Source organism: Shimia sagamensis, assembly GCF_900182745.1.
In the GTDB taxonomy this organism is placed as follows: Bacteria; Pseudomonadota; Alphaproteobacteria; order Rhodobacterales; family Rhodobacteraceae; genus Shimia; species Shimia sagamensis.
Genome location: NZ_FXTY01000002.1, coordinates 629,952 through 643,992, shown reverse-complemented (window position 1 = coordinate 643,992; position 14,041 = coordinate 629,952). Strand labels below are relative to the sequence as shown.

The following is a 14,041-nucleotide window of genomic DNA, read 5'->3' as shown; positions in this document are numbered from 1 at the left end:
AATGAAACAAACCGTCTCCATTCGCGGCGCTGCCCACACCGATCTGATCCACGACAGCGCGATCAAACATGTCTCCGGCGCGGCCGACTACTGCGACGACATTGCCGAGCCAATTGGTACACTGCATGCCTACTTTGGCACCGCCAAGGTGGCTCACGCGACGATCAATTCCATGGACCTCTCCGCCGTGCGCGCGGCGCCTGGCGTGGTGGGTGTGCTGACCGCTGAGGACGTGCCCGGCGTGAATGACGTGAGCCCCACAGGCCGTCATGACGAGCCGCTGTTTGCCACCGAGAAAGTCGAGTTCTGGGGGCAGGTGCTTTTTGCGGTGGTTGCCGAAAGCCGGGACATTGCCCGTCGGGCCGTGGAACTGGCCAAGATCGACTACACTCAGCTTGAGCATGTGATCGAGGCGGATGAGGCCGTGGCCAAAGGCTATCCGCATGTGACTCCGCCCATGACGTTGAAACGTGGCGATGTGGCCGAAGGGCAGGCCGCTGCAGCCCATCGTATCCAAGGCCAGATGCGCATTGGTGGTCAGGATCACATGTATCTGGAAGGTCACATCGCCTTTGCCATGCCCGGCGAAGACGACGATGTGATTGTGCATTCCTCCACCCAGCACCCAAGCGAGGCGCAGCATATGGTGGCGCATGTGTTGGGTGTGCCGTCCAACGCCGTGGTGGTGAATGTGCGCCGCATGGGCGGCGGGTTTGGTGGCAAAGAGAGCCAGATGAACCAGTTCTGCGCCGTGGCGGCCATGGCTGCAAAGAAATGGCAGCGCGCGGTGAAAATCCGCCCGGACCGCGACCAGGACATGGAAACCACCGGCAAGCGGCATGACTTTGTGGTCGACTACGATGTGGCGTTTGATGATGACGGCCAAATCCAGGCGGTGGACAACACGTTTGCTGCCCGCTGTGGCTGGACGTCGGACTTGTCGGGTCCGGTGACCGACCGGGCGCTGTTCCATGCGGACAACGCCTATTTCTACCCGCATGTAAAACTACAAAGCCGCCCGATGAAAACCAACACGGTGTCCAACACCGCTTTCCGGGGCTTTGGTGGCCCGCAGGGTGTGGTCGCGGCCGAGCGCATGATGGAAGAGATTGCCTATAAGCTTGGCAAAGACCCGCTTGAGGTGCGTAAGGCGAACTTCTACGGCGATACTGATCGCAATGTGACGCCGTACCACCAGACCGTCGAAGACAATGTCATGCCGCGTCTTGTGGAAGAACTGGAGCAAACCTCCGACTATCAGGCACGTCGCAAGGCTGTGCTGGAGCACAACGCCAAAGGCGGCATCATCCGCAAAGGTCTCTCGCTCACGCCAGTGAAATTCGGGATCAGCTTCACCGCCACCTGGTACAATCAGGCGGGCGCACTGGTGCACATCTACAATGACGGCTCCATCATGTTGAACCATGGCGGCACCGAGATGGGGCAGGGGCTCAACACCAAAATTGCTCAGGTTGTGGCCGAAGCGTTTCAGGTGGATTTTGACACCATCAAGATCACCAAGACCACCACTGAAAAAGTGCCCAACACCTCCGCCACAGCGGCGAGTTCCGGCACCGATCTTAACGGGATGGCGGCGCTGAATGCCTGTGAGCAGATCAAAGAGCGCTTGGTGCGTTGGGCCTGTGACCACTTTGATGTGGAAGCGCTGTTGGTTGAGTTTGGCCCAAACCAGGTGCATGTGGGCGATCAGACCTTCACCTTTGGGGAGTTTATCAAACAAGCCTATATGTCGCGCGTTCAGCTGTGGGCCGCTGGGTTCTACAAGACGCCGAAAATCCACTGGGACCGCGAAAAAGGCCGGGGCCGCCCGTTCTATTATTACGCTTATGGGGCCGCGGTGGCCGAAGTCTCCGTGGACACGCTGACCGGTGAATACGCCGTGGATCGGGCGGATGTGCTGCATGATGTCGGCAAGTCGCTAAACCCTGTTTTGGACAAAGGTCAGGTTGAAGGGGCGTTTGTTCAGGGCATGGGTTGGCTGACCACCGAAGAGCTCAAATGGGACGACAAAGGCCAGCTGCGCACCCATGCGCCCAGCACCTACAAAATCCCGCTGGCGGGGGATGTGCCGCGTGAATTCAACGTCAATCTGGCCGATTGGTCGGAAAACCGAGAATTGACTATCAAACGCTCCAAGGCGGTGGGCGAGCCGCCGTTTATGCTGCCAATCTGTGTTTTTGAGGCACTTGGCATGGCTGTGGCCTCGGTAGCGGATTACGCCGAATGTCCGCGTCTGGACGCGCCAGCCACACCGGAATGTGTGCTGATGGCGATAGAGCGCCTGCGCGGATGAAAGCCGCGGACCTCATAGGGTTTCTGGAGCGCGAAGAGCGGGCCATGCGGGTGGAAATCACCCGCGTGCGCGGCAGCTCTCCACGTGAAGAAGGCGCTGTGATGGTTGCGTCTGCGTCGGCAATGGTTGGCACCATTGGCGGCGGACAGCTTGAATACATGGCATTAGATGAGGCGCGTAAGCTGCTGAAATTAGGTCAAACATCAGGCTTCATGGATGTGCCGCTGGGGCCGGAGATTGGTCAGTGCTGTGGTGGTCGTGTGGAAATCACGCTTTCCGAAATGGACAGGGTGGCCCGTGCAAAACTGGTTGCTGACGTGGAAGCGCAAGAGGCCGCTCTTCCCCATGTATATGTGTTTGGCGCGGGTCATGTTGGCCGGGCACTGGCGGACTTGTTCCAACATTTGCCGGTGCGCTGTCTGCTGGTGGACAGCCGCTCTGAGGAGTTGGGCCTGTCACAGGCCAATGTGGAAAAACGCCTGACCGCTCTGCCCGAAGCTGACGTGCGCGGCGCGCCGGCGGGCAGTGCCTTCATTGTGCTGACTCACGATCATGCGTTGGATTTTCTGCTCACATCTGAAGCGCTGGCCCGCACTGACGCGCGTTGGGTGGGCATGATTGGGTCCGCTACAAAGCGGGTGAAGTTTGAACGTTTTGCCCACTGCGAATGTGATGGTTTGAGCGCAGCGGCGTTGCATTGCCCAATTGGCGCAGGTGGTAGCAAAGACAAACGTCCTGAGGTGATAGCCGCCATGGTGGTGGCAGATGTTCTGACTGCCCTGACCTCGGAGCCGGCTGCGCAATTGCAAGAGGCCACGCAGTAATTCAGCCTTTGGTTTTGTGATAGGTTAAGGCCATCACTGCCATGATATGCAGCGCCTCTTCAGGCAAATGCGCCGCGAGGTCTATGTGCACGGCGCGCGTCCCGTCGTAGTCAAACAGATCGCCAAACTTGTGTCGCCAGGCCTCCACCAGTGACGTCTGGCAATGCACCAACATCTCCACACGTTCCGGAGATTTTTGTGACCAGCTTAGCCGGATCGGCGTGCCCATGCGTTTTTGGGGGGCAAAACTTGGCTGTCCCCATTTGAGGTTTTCGGTGAGCGGCGCGGTATCCGTGGCCTCGGCGGCGGCACGAATGATGTCGCGTAAGTGGCGCAGTGCACTGCGCGCGTTGTCGGGCGCGTCATTGATGTACCTCTCAACACTCATGGCTTATGGCACCACCACGATATTGCCGGTGTGCTGTTTGGCAATGAACGCTGTTTGCGCGGCGACCAGCTCCTGTAATGGGAAGCTCGCGGCCAATGCCGGTTGAATTTCACCCGCCTCTATGTAGCGGATCAGATTGGGCATGACCTCCAAATCAATCACGGTGGAGCCGGTGAAAGTCAGGTCGCGCAGATAGAACGTGCGCAGGTCCAAATCCACCATCGGTCCGGCAATGGCGCCGGAGCAAGTGTACCGACCGCCGCGCTCCAGTATGTCGATCAGGGTCGGCCAATAGGGACCACCCACCACATCACCGACCACGGTGATTTTCTCCCCACCCAATGTTGCGCGCAAGTCTTCCGGAGCGCGGGGCAGGATGCGGTCAGCTCCAAGTTTGGCAACGTCGTTGTGTTTTGCTTCGCTGGCCATGGCAATCACCCGAGCGCCTCGGCGTTTGGCGAGTTGCACCAAGGCCCCGCCCACACCTCCGGAGGCACCGGGCACCAGTACGGTGTCAGCCTCTGTCACCTTGGCGCGAGTCAACATGCCTTCGGCGGTGGAATAGGAGCAGGAAAAGGTCGCAAGTTCGGCGTCAGACAGATCGCTTGTGACCTTCAACGCATTGCGGGACGGCAGCGCACAATATTGCGCAAATCCACCGTCACATTCAGAACCTACATAGCCGGTTTTGGTTTTGTCCGTCAGGTCACTTGGGTCGCGCAGCCAGCAATCGGTGATGATGCGATCACCAATGCGGGCGGCGTCCACCCCATCGCCCACCGCCACCACTTTGCCGCAAATATCCGCACCCTGAATGCGGGGGAAGGCAAGTGGTTTTCCTCCCCAACTGGGATCGTTGCCATCCGGGGTTTCGTCGGTTGCGTTCTCTGTCGCGCCGGTCACCGCTTTGGAATACCACCCCGCGCGGGTGTTCACGTCGGTGTTGTTCATGCCGCAGGCTTTCACCCTGACCAGCACCTCACCCGCGGCCGCTTCCGGCATAGGCCAATCTGTGTGCCATTCGTATTTGTCCGTGTCGCCGTGCCCCGTGAGGATCATGGCGTTCATTGTGGGGGGAAGGGTCATGGTGAGTCCTATAAAAATCTCATCACGATCGAACCACGGGTTGAAGAGTTGTGCAATGGGCGTCGTCGAGAGGGGTAGTGAGAAATTCGCAGGTTAGAAATTTCAAGCTTGAAGTAAATTGCGACTCATCCTAGCGTAATGACAACGACGGGGCGCTTGCGGCTCCGCGATCTTCGTCAGGGAGGGAAGATATGCGTGTTGCGTGTTTGGGGGGAGGCCCAGCTGGGCTGTACTTTGCCATTTCGATGAAGCTGCGCGACCCGTCGCATGAGGTCACTGTAATCGAGCGCAATCGCGCCAGTGACACCTTTGGCTGGGGTGTGGTGCTGTCCGATGATGCGCTGGAAAACCTGCAGGTCAATGATCCCAAATCGGCACAGATGATCCGCGATCACTTTGCTTATTGGGATGATATTGCGGTGGTGCATGACGGTGTGCGCACGGTGTCCGGCGGGCATGGATTTGCCGGAATTGGCCGCATGCAGATGCTGCTTTTGCTGCAAGACCGCGCCCGTGAGCTGGGTGTGGAACTGAAGTTTGAGACCGAATTTGACGACGTTGAGGCGATCCGCGCCGCGTATGATCTGGTGGTGGGCTGTGATGGCTTAAACAGTGTTGTCAGAGAGACTTACGCGGAGCACTTCAAGCCCGAAATCGATGTGCGCGCGTGTAAATTTGTCTGGCTCGGCACGCATCAGAAATTTGACGATGCTTTCACCTTCATTTTTGAGAAGACACAGCACGGCTGGATCTGGGCGCATGTCTATCAGTTTGACGATGAGACCGCGACCTTCATCGTGGAGTGCGGACAGGAGACCTGGGACAACTTCGGTTTCGAAAATATGTCCAAAGAGGAAATTGTCGAGACATGCCGCGTGGTGTTTGCTGACCATCTTGGTGGGCACGATCTGATGAGCAACGCGGCGCATTTGCGTGGCTCTGCGGTGTTTATGAATTTCCCGCGGGTACTCTGTGAGAAGTGGCATCATGAGAATGTAGTGCTGCTAGGGGACGCCTCCGCCACGGCGCATTTCTCGATTGGGTCCGGTTCAAGGCTGGCGTTTGACAGCGCGATTGCATTGGCTGAATTTCTGCACACAGAGCCAACAATGGAAGGTGCGTTTGAGCGGTATCAGGACGAGCGGCGGTTGGACGTTTTGCGCCTGCAATCGGCGGCGCGCAACTCTCTGGAGTGGTTTGAGGAGGTGGAACGCTATCTGGATCTCGATCCGGTGCAGTTCAACTATTCGCTGCTGACGCGCAGCCAGCGGATCAGCCATGAAAACCTGCGGTTGCGGGATGCGGATTGGCTGAAGTGGGCGGAGAAATGGTTTCAGGATCAGGCAGGGGCGCCTGCGGATGCGCCAGTGCGTGCGCCGATGTTTGCGCCTTATAAGATGCGCGACATGGACCTTGCCAACCGCATCGTGGTCTCTCCGATGGCGCAGTACAAAGCGGTGGATGGCTGTCCAACCGATTGGCATCTGATCCACTATGGCGAAAGGGCCAAGGGCGGCGCGGGGCTGGTCTTTACCGAGATGACCTGCGTGAGCGCTGAGGGGCGGATCACGCCGGGCTGTCCGGGGCTGTATGCGCCCGAGCATGAGGCGGCGTGGAGACGGTTGACCGATTTTGTGCATGGCGAAACCGAAGCTAAGGTCTGTTGTCAGATTGGGCACTCGGGCCGCAAAGGTTCCACGCAAGTTGGCTGGGAGACCATGGATGCGCCGTTGAAAGGCGCCAATTGGGAGCTGGTCTCAGCTTCAGCGATCCCGTGGAGCGCTAACAACGCCGTGCCTCGCGCTGCGTCGCGCGACGATTTGGACACAATCAAAGCGCAGTTTGTGGCGGCAGCAGAAATGGCGGAGCGGGCGGGCTTTGACATGATCGAGCTGCACGCCGCGCATGGCTATCTGATCTCAAGCTTCATCTCACCGGTCAGCAATCAGCGCGACGATGCCTACGGTGGCAGTTTGGAAAATCGCCTGCGCTATCCGCTGGAAGTGTTTGAGGCCATGCGGACGGTGTGGCCCGCGCACAAGCCTATGTCGGTGCGGATTTCAGCCAATGACTGGGTGGGGGACGATGGCGTGACCCCGCAGGAGGCTGTGGAAATTGCCAAAGCCTTCCGGGCCGCTGGTGCAGACATCATCGACGTGAGCGCGGGGCAGACCAGCATTGAGGCCAAGCCAGTCTATGGCCGCATGTTCCAGACGCCGTTTAGCGACCGCATTCGCAACGAGGCGGGCATGCCCACCATGGCGGTGGGCAATATCTACGAGGCCGATCACGCCAATTCGATCCTGATTGCAGGACGGGCTGATCTGGTGGCTGTCGGTCGTCCGCATCTGGCCGACCCGTATTGGACCCATCACGAGGCGGCGCGGATTGGTGACCGCCATGCGATCTGGCCCAAGCCTTATGAGGCCGGACGGGATCAGGCTTGGCGGTTGGCGGATCGTGAAGCGGAGATGATCCGGGTATGAGTATCGCAGGCAAACATGTGGTGGTGACCGGCGGCGGCACCGGCGTTGGGGCCGCGATTGCCGAGGCCATGGCGCACGCCGGTGCAAAGGTCACCGTGGTGGGCAGACGCGAGGCACCGCTTCGGGAAGTGGCGGGCAAGCACAAGTTCATTGGCTGGAAATGCTGTGATGTGACCGACGCAGAAGCTGTGCGGGCGACCTTTGGTGAAGCGCGGGCGTTGGATGGCCCGATTGAAATTGTCGTCGCCAATGCAGGTGCGGCGGAAAGCGTGCCTTTTGCCAAAATGACGCCGGATCATTTGAACGCCATGCTGAATGTGAACCTCGCTGGCGTGGTGAACGTCTGGCAGGCGGCGTTGCCGGATATGCAACACGCTGGGTGGGGACGGTTGATTGCTGTGGCGTCGACGGCAGGCCTCAAAGGCTACCCCTATGTCAGCGGCTATTGCGCAGCCAAACATGGGGTGGTCGGGCTGACCCGTTCCGTGGCCATGGAATTGGGCAACAGCGGCATCACCGCCAATGCAATCTGTCCGGGGTTTGTCGACACGCCGATGCTGGACCGCTCGATTACCAATATCGCGGAGAAGACCGGCATGGACGAGGCGAAGGCCCGGGCCAGCCTCACGCGGGGCAATCCGCAGGGGCGGTTTATTGAGGTGGACGAAGTGGCTGGCGCCGCGTTGTGGCTGTGTGAAGACGTGGCGCGCTCGGTGAACGGCCACGCGATGACCCTGTCGGGAGGGGAGGTATGAGCGAGACAAGCGACCTGAGCAAAGAGCGGCTGCGGCTTTGGCTGAAGCTTTTGAAAGCCTCCGGCATGATCGAAGATGAAATTCGACGCCGCCTGCGCCGGGAATTTGACAGCACCCTGCCGCGGTTTGATGTGATGAGCGTGTTGGCGCGTTTTTCTGAAGGTCAAAAAATGAGCCAAATCAGTGAGTTATTGCGCGTTTCTAACGGGAACGTCACCGGTATTGTTGACAAGCTCTCAGACGAAGGGTTGGCGCAACGTGTGGCGGTGCCAGGGGATCGGCGTGCTGCGCTAGTGAAGTTGACGGACAAGGGCATCGCCGCCTTTGCACTGCACGCAGCGACGCACGAAAGCTGGTTGGATGAGATGCTGGGCGGGCTTGGTGCGGATGATGTGGAGGGCATGGCCACCCGTCTGGAACGGCTGATCGAGACATTGGAAGACAGGGAGATCTGAGCGATGCGCACGGATGTGGAGCACTTTTTGTGCAGTGTTGTGGATGGCATCGCGACGGTGCAGCTCAACCGGCCGGAGCGGAAAAACCCGCTGACATTTGACAGCTACGCCGAGCTGCGTGATTGGTTTCGCGATCTGAGCTATGATGACGAGGTCAAGGCGGTGGTGTTTGCGCCCAACGGCGGCAATTTCAGTTCCGGTGGTGATGTGCATGACATCATTGGCCCGCTGACCAAGATGAACATGAAAGAGTTGTTGGCGTTTACGCGTATGACCGGGGATTTGGTGAAAGCCATGGTCAACTGCGGCAAGCCGATTATTGCGGCGGTGGATGGTATCTGTGCCGGCGCGGGGGCGATCATTTCCATGGCGTCTGATCTGCGCATTGCCACACCGGAAGCAAAAACGGCGTTTCTATTCAACCGCGTGGGGTTGGCGGGTTGCGACATGGGCGCCTGCGCGATCCTGCCGCGCATTATTGGGCAGGGCCGTGCGGCGGAGTTGCTGTATCTCGGTCGCGCCATGACCGCAGAGGAAGGTCACAATTGGGGCTATTTCAACCGTGTGGTTGCGGCAGATGCGCTGATGACAGAAGCCCAAGCTTTGGCGCGACGCATCGCGGACGGTCCAGGCTTTGCCAATATGATGACCAAAACCATGCTGGCGCAGGAATGGGCGATGTCGATTGAGCAGGCAATTGAGGCTGAGGCACAGGCACAGGCGATTTGTATGCAGGGGCAGGATTTCCATCGGGCCTATCATGCCTTTGTTGCCAAAGAGCGCCCGGTGTTTGAAGGCGACTGACAGTTTTTTGGGGGGTAGCCCCCACACGCAGGTTAAGTTGGGGGCCAGCCCCCACACCCCCGGGATATTTGGGGAATGAGAAAGCAGGGGAGGCTTTCACATGGCGGATCAAACTTTTTTGGACTGGCCTTTCTTTGAGGAGGCGCATCGTACGTGTGCTGCGGAGCTGGAAGCCTGGGCAGAGCAGGCTTTGGCCTCGGTCAACCATGCGGATGTGGATGACAGCTGTCGTGATCTGGTCGCGCGGTTGGGGGAGGCTGGGGTCTTGCAGGCCACGGCGGCGGAGGACGGCGCGCTGGATGTGCGGACGCTGTGTTTAAGCCGGGAGATATTGGCGCGGCATGACGGTTTGGCGGATTTTGCATTTGCCATGCAGGGGCTGGGCACTGGAGCGATTTCATTGTTTGGCTCGGCGGCACAGAAGGCCAAGTGGCTGCCACTGACACGGGCGGGCAAAGCGATTGCCGCGTTTGCGCTGACCGAGCCGCAATCTGGCTCTGACGTGGCCAATTCCACTATGACCGCAGTTCAAGATGGCAATGAGTTTGTGCTCAATGGTGAGAAGACCTGGATTTCCAATGGCGGAATTGCGGACGTCTATGCCGTCTTTGCCCGAACTGGTGAGGCGCCGGGGGCCAAAGGGCTGAGCGCCTTTGTGGTGCCTGCGGACACGCCGGGGCTGTCTGTGGTTGAGCGGTTGGAGACCATTGCGCCGCACCCATTGGCAACCCTGCGGTTTGAGAATTGCCGCATTCCAGCGGATGCTTTGATTGGTGAGGCAGGCCGCGGCTTTGCCATCGCCATGTCAGTGCTGGACGTGTTTCGCTCCACGGTTGCGGCGGCGGCGCTTGGCTTTGCCCGGCGGGCGTTGGATGAGGCCGTGACACGCGTGCAAGCGCGCGAGGTTCAGGGGGCACCGCTGTTTGAATTGCAGATGGTGCAGGGGCATATTGCGGATATGGCGCTGGATGTGGATGCGGCGGCGCTGCTGGTTTACCGCGCAGCCTGGGCCAAGGATTCCGGTGCACCGCGGGTGACACGTGAAGCGGCCATGGCCAAACTCTTCGCAACCGACCATGCGCAACAGGTGATCGACAAAGCTGTACAGCTGTTTGGCGGTGACGGGGTCAGATCCGGCGAGGTGGTGGAGAGGCTTTATCGTGAGATCCGGGCTTTGCGTATTTATGAGGGCGCAAGCGACGTGCAGCGCGTGGTGATTGCGCGCCAGACGTTGGCCAATGCAGCAGCAGAAGGAGCGAGAAAATGATGGGCGCAAGCGCACATGAGGACAGCTTCACGCGGGACAATCTCCCCCCAAAGGAGATGTGGCCGGACCTGTTGTTGGCCGGGTTTGAGTATCCCGAGCAGATGAACGCCGGTTGGGAATTAACCGACGGCATGGTGGCCAAAGGCTTTGGCGACAACACCGCGTTGATTGGGAATGGCCGGCGGCGTACCTACAAGGAGCTGACCGACTGGACCAATCGGCTGGCGCATGTGTTGGTTGAAGATTTAGGGGTAAAACCGGGAAATCGCGTGATCATTCGCTCTTCCAACAACCCTGCCATGGTGGCGTGTTGGTTGGCAGCGACCAAGGCAGGCGCGGTGGTGGTGAACACCATGCCGATGCTGCGCGCGGTGGAGCTAACCAAATATGTCGACACGGCACAGATCAGTCATGCGATTTGTGACACGCGGCTGATGGAAGAAATGGAGGCATGTGCCGAGGCGTGTGACGATCTCAAAGTCATTGGCTTTGACGGCACCGCCAACCATAACGCGGAGCTGGACCGGCTGGCGCTTGAGAAACCCGTGACGTTTGAGGCGGTGCCGACAGCAGCAGATGATGTGGCGCTGATTGGCTTCACCTCAGGCAGCACGGGTGAGCCCAAAGGCACCATGCATTTTCATCGTGACCTGATGATCATTGCTGATGGCTATGCCAAAGAAGTGCTGGATGTGCAGCCGGAAGATGTTTTTGTAGGCTCGCCGCCGCTGGCGTTTACCTTTGGCCTTGGTGGCTTGGCGATTTTTCCGCTGCGGTTTGGTGCGGCTGCAACGCTTCTGGAGCAGGCGACGCCGCCCAATATGATTGAGATCATCGAAAAATATAAAGCCACGGTCTGCTTCACCGCGCCAACGGCCTACCGTGCGATGCTGGCCGCGATGGACGAGGGCGCAGACCTGTCCTCTCTTCGCGCGGCGGTCAGTGCCGGGGAGACATTGCCTGCACCTGTCTATGAGGAATGGCGGACCAAAACCGGCAAGCCGATGCTCGATGGCATTGGCGCAACCGAGCTGCTGCACATCTTCATTTCCAACCGCTTTGACGATCACCGTCCTGCCTGTACCGGCAAGCCTGTAACTGGCTATGAAGCCAAAGTTGTGGGGCTGGATGGCAACAGCCTGCCGCGCGGCGAGGTTGGACGGTTGGCGGTGCGTGGTCCAACCGGCTGTCGTTATCTGCGCGGTGAACGCCAGGACGAGTATGTCGTGGATGGCTGGAACATCTCCGGCGATGCCTTTTGGCAGGACGAAGACGGCTACTTCCACTTTGCTGCCCGCAACGACGACATGATCATCTCTTCTGGCTACAATATTGCCGGCCCGGAGGTGGAGGCGGCCTTGCTGGCACACGAGGCGGTGGCTGAATGTGCCGTGATTGGTGTGCCGGATGAAGCACGCGGTGCCATTGTACAGGCGCATGTGGTCACGGCTGTTGGTTTCGCAGCGGATGACACCACGGCTAAGGTGCTGCAAGACCACGTCAAAGCGACCATTGCCCCTTACAAATACCCACGCTCGGTAGTGTTCACCGAGGCGTTGCCTAAGACGGAAACCGGCAAGATTCAACGGTTTCGGCTGCAGCCAGAGATTTAAGGAAATTCAATGACCGACACAGCTTATGATCCGTCCTCTGACGGTGCCAAAATGTCCTTCAAAGACGCCATGTCGTATGGTGATTACCTGCATCTGGACGGCATCCTGACCCAGCAGCATCCGCAGAGTGACGCGCATGACGAGATGTTGTTTATCATCCAGCATCAGACGTCAGAACTCTGGATGAAGCTGGCCTTGCATGAGCTGGGCGCAGCGCGCGAGGCCCTGAAAGCCGGTGATTTGAGCCATATGTTCAAGATGCTCGCCCGTGTAAGCCGTATCTTTGAACAGCTCAACAACGCGTGGGACGTGTTGCGCACCATGACGCCGGCGGATTACACGACGTTCCGTGAAACCCTGGGGCCGTCTTCCGGATTTCAGAGCCATCAATACCGGTTGATCGAATATGTGTTGGGCAATCGCAATCCCAATATGGTGAAGCCGCACGCCCATGTGCCAGAGGCCAAGGCCGCGCTGGAAGCAGAACTGGCGCAACCGAGTTTTTATGATGAGGTGATCCGTTACCTGTTTGTGTCGCTGGACGGTGATGACAGCGCCATGCCTGCGCCGCAACTGAACCAGCCACACAGTGTTGTGGAAGAGATCCAGGCGCGCTGGAAAACCGTTTATGAGGATGTGGACACCCATTGGCGGCTCTATGAGTTGGCCGAGAAACTGGTCGATCTGGAGGATTACTTCCGTCGCTGGCGGTTCAATCACGTTACTACAGTGGAACGGGTGATCGGATTCAAACGCGGGACCGGCGGCACGTCGGGCGTGCAGTATCTGCGCAGGATGCTGGACGTGGAACTTTTCCCTGAACTTTGGCACTTGCGCGGAGACTTGTGAGCATGGGCGTGAACCTCCCGAGAAAAGAGCTGTTTGATGTGCCTGAGGGCGTGATCTACCTCGATGGCAATTCGCTTGGTGTCTTGCCCAAAGGTGCGGCTGAGCGGGCGCAGAAAACCATCACCGAGGAATGGGGCGGCCAGCTGATCAAAGCGTGGAATACCGCTGGTTGGATGGCCTTGCCACAGCTGGTTGGTGATCGTATTGGCGAGTTGATTGGCGCGCCTGCGGGCTCTGTGGCCACTGGCGACACATTGTCGATCAAAGTCTATCAGGCACTGGCTGCTGCGATCAAAATGCGTCCGGATCGCAAAGTTATCCTAAGCGACAATGGCAACTTCCCGTCTGACCTCTATATGGCGGAAGGGCTGATCAAAACGCTGGATCAGGGTTATGAGCTGCGCGCACCCGCACCCGAAGATGTGGCCGAGGCCATCACGGAAGAGGTCGCCGTGGTGATGCTCACGCAAGTGGATTACCGCTCTGGTCGCATGCACGACATGAATGCTATTACCAAACGTGCACATGAGGTTGGCGCGGTGATGATCTGGGACCTCGCGCACTCTGCCGGTGCGTTGCAGGTCGACATGGCGGGCAGTAACGCCGAGTTTGCTGTGGGTTGTACCTACAAATACCTCAACGGAGGGCCCGGTGCGCCTGCGTTTATCTATGTGCGCCCTGACATTGTCGACAACATCGAGCCTGCGCTCTCTGGATGGCTGGGCCATGATGTGCCATTTGCGATGGAATTGAACTACCGCCCGGCCTCCGCGACCGAGCGCATGCGGGTGGGCACGCCGCCGATCCTGCAATTGGGTGTGCTGCAAGAAGCGCTGAAGGCCTGGGACGGGGTCGACATGGGCGACCTGCGCGCCGCATCGCAACGCCTGAGTGATCTGTTTATCAAAGAGGTAGAAGCGCGCTGTCCGATGCTGACATTGGCCAGTCCACGGGACGCCAACACACGTGGCTCGCAGGTGTCTTTTGCCTTTGAGCATGGCTATGCTGCGATGCAGGCGATCATTGACCGTGGGGTGATTGGAGATTTCCGTGCGCCCAACATCATGCGGTTTGGCTTCACACCGCTCTATCTGGATGACGCGGATATTGTCGCGGCAGCCAAGATCATCGAGGATGTCATGACCAATGAACACTGGCGCGCGGAAAAGTACAACGTGCGCTCGCGCGTGACCTGAGACG

General features: G+C 58.9%; 12 protein-coding genes. 10 read left to right on the top strand and 2 right to left on the bottom strand.

Features of this window, described 5'->3' with window-relative positions; translation table 11 throughout:
* Window position 1: 1 nt before the first annotated feature.
* The gene (gene xdhB / locus QOL67_RS07620; protein ID WP_283425358.1) at window positions 2-2,314 is read left to right on the top strand and encodes a xanthine dehydrogenase molybdopterin binding subunit; all 2,313 of its coding nucleotides are present in this window, start codon (window positions 2-4) and stop codon (window positions 2,312-2,314) included.
* Window positions 2,311-3,138: a xanthine dehydrogenase accessory protein XdhC gene (gene xdhC, locus QOL67_RS07615; protein WP_283425357.1), complete on the top strand. Its 828-nt coding sequence runs from the start codon at window positions 2,311-2,313 to the stop codon at window positions 3,136-3,138. Before xdhB ends, xdhC begins: the two co-directional genes overlap by 4 nt.
* Window position 3,139: 1 nt before the next feature.
* On the opposite strand, the gene QOL67_RS07610 is transcribed toward xdhC, so the two are convergent.
* Window positions 3,140-3,526: a DUF1801 domain-containing protein gene (locus QOL67_RS07610; RefSeq protein WP_283425356.1), complete on the bottom strand. Its 387-nt coding sequence runs from the start codon at window positions 3,524-3,526 to the stop codon at window positions 3,140-3,142.
* A gap of 3 nt (window positions 3,527-3,529) precedes the next feature.
* Window positions 3,530-4,612: an alcohol dehydrogenase family protein gene (locus QOL67_RS07605; RefSeq protein WP_283425355.1), complete on the bottom strand. Its 1,083-nt coding sequence runs from the start codon at window positions 4,610-4,612 to the stop codon at window positions 3,530-3,532.
* A 191-nt stretch (window positions 4,613-4,803) separates the two neighbouring features.
* Between QOL67_RS07605 and QOL67_RS07600 the strand changes: the two genes are divergently transcribed.
* From QOL67_RS07600 to kynU, 8 genes are all read left to right on the top strand, one after another.
* Window positions 4,804-7,098 (top strand): bifunctional salicylyl-CoA 5-hydroxylase/oxidoreductase, encoded by a 2,295-nt coding sequence (locus tag QOL67_RS07600; RefSeq protein ID WP_283425354.1) that lies wholly within the window; start codon window positions 4,804-4,806, stop codon window positions 7,096-7,098.
* The gene (locus QOL67_RS07595; protein WP_283425353.1) at window positions 7,095-7,853 is read left to right on the top strand and encodes an SDR family NAD(P)-dependent oxidoreductase; all 759 of its coding nucleotides are present in this window, start codon (window positions 7,095-7,097) and stop codon (window positions 7,851-7,853) included. The genes QOL67_RS07600 and QOL67_RS07595 overlap by 4 nt, the downstream gene beginning before the upstream one ends.
* A complete protein-coding gene (locus tag QOL67_RS07590; RefSeq protein ID WP_283425352.1) occupies window positions 7,850-8,308 on the top strand; it encodes a MarR family winged helix-turn-helix transcriptional regulator in 459 nt (152 codons plus the stop codon). Before QOL67_RS07595 ends, QOL67_RS07590 begins: the two co-directional genes overlap by 4 nt.
* 3 nt (window positions 8,309-8,311) lie before the next feature.
* Window positions 8,312-9,112, top strand: coding sequence for an enoyl-CoA hydratase family protein (locus tag QOL67_RS07585; RefSeq protein ID WP_283425351.1), 801 nt, complete (start codon window positions 8,312-8,314; stop codon window positions 9,110-9,112).
* A 100-nt stretch (window positions 9,113-9,212) separates the two neighbouring features.
* On the top strand, window positions 9,213-10,379 hold the full coding sequence (locus QOL67_RS07580; protein WP_283425350.1) for an acyl-CoA dehydrogenase family protein: 1,167 nt from the start codon (window positions 9,213-9,215) through the stop codon (window positions 10,377-10,379).
* Window positions 10,376-11,992: an AMP-binding protein gene (locus QOL67_RS07575; RefSeq protein ID WP_283425349.1), complete on the top strand. Its 1,617-nt coding sequence runs from the start codon at window positions 10,376-10,378 to the stop codon at window positions 11,990-11,992. Before QOL67_RS07580 ends, QOL67_RS07575 begins: the two co-directional genes overlap by 4 nt.
* Window positions 11,993-12,001: 9 nt before the next feature.
* Complete coding sequence (locus QOL67_RS07570; protein ID WP_283425348.1) at window positions 12,002-12,841, top strand: tryptophan 2,3-dioxygenase; 840 nt, start codon at window positions 12,002-12,004, stop codon at window positions 12,839-12,841.
* A gap of 8 nt (window positions 12,842-12,849) precedes the next feature.
* Window positions 12,850-14,037, top strand: coding sequence for a kynureninase (gene kynU, locus QOL67_RS07565; RefSeq protein WP_430458938.1), 1,188 nt, complete (start codon window positions 12,850-12,852; stop codon window positions 14,035-14,037).
* Window positions 14,038-14,041: the final 4 nt, after the last annotated feature.

Coding starts and splice junctions, on each gene's coding strand:
- QOL67_RS07580 (WP_283425350.1), top strand. CDS start 9,213: ATGGCGGATCAAACTTTTTTGGACTGGCCTTTCTTTGAGGAGGCGCAT.
- QOL67_RS07585 (WP_283425351.1), top strand. CDS start 8,312: ATGCGCACGGATGTGGAGCACTTTTTGTGCAGTGTTGTGGATGGCATC.
- QOL67_RS07590 (WP_283425352.1), top strand. CDS start 7,850: ATGAGCGAGACAAGCGACCTGAGCAAAGAGCGGCTGCGGCTTTGGCTG.
- QOL67_RS07570 (WP_283425348.1), top strand. CDS start 12,002: ATGACCGACACAGCTTATGATCCGTCCTCTGACGGTGCCAAAATGTCC.
- QOL67_RS07595 (WP_283425353.1), top strand. CDS start 7,095: ATGAGTATCGCAGGCAAACATGTGGTGGTGACCGGCGGCGGCACCGGC.
- xdhC (WP_283425357.1), top strand. CDS start 2,311: ATGAAAGCCGCGGACCTCATAGGGTTTCTGGAGCGCGAAGAGCGGGCC.
- QOL67_RS07605 (WP_283425355.1), bottom strand. CDS start 4,612: ATGACCCTTCCCCCCACAATGAACGCCATGATCCTCACGGGGCACGGC.
- QOL67_RS07610 (WP_283425356.1), bottom strand. CDS start 3,526: ATGAGTGTTGAGAGGTACATCAATGACGCGCCCGACAACGCGCGCAGT.
- xdhB (WP_283425358.1), top strand. CDS start 2: ATGAAACAAACCGTCTCCATTCGCGGCGCTGCCCACACCGATCTGATC.
- QOL67_RS07575 (WP_283425349.1), top strand. CDS start 10,376: ATGATGGGCGCAAGCGCACATGAGGACAGCTTCACGCGGGACAATCTC.
- QOL67_RS07600 (WP_283425354.1), top strand. CDS start 4,804: ATGCGTGTTGCGTGTTTGGGGGGAGGCCCAGCTGGGCTGTACTTTGCC.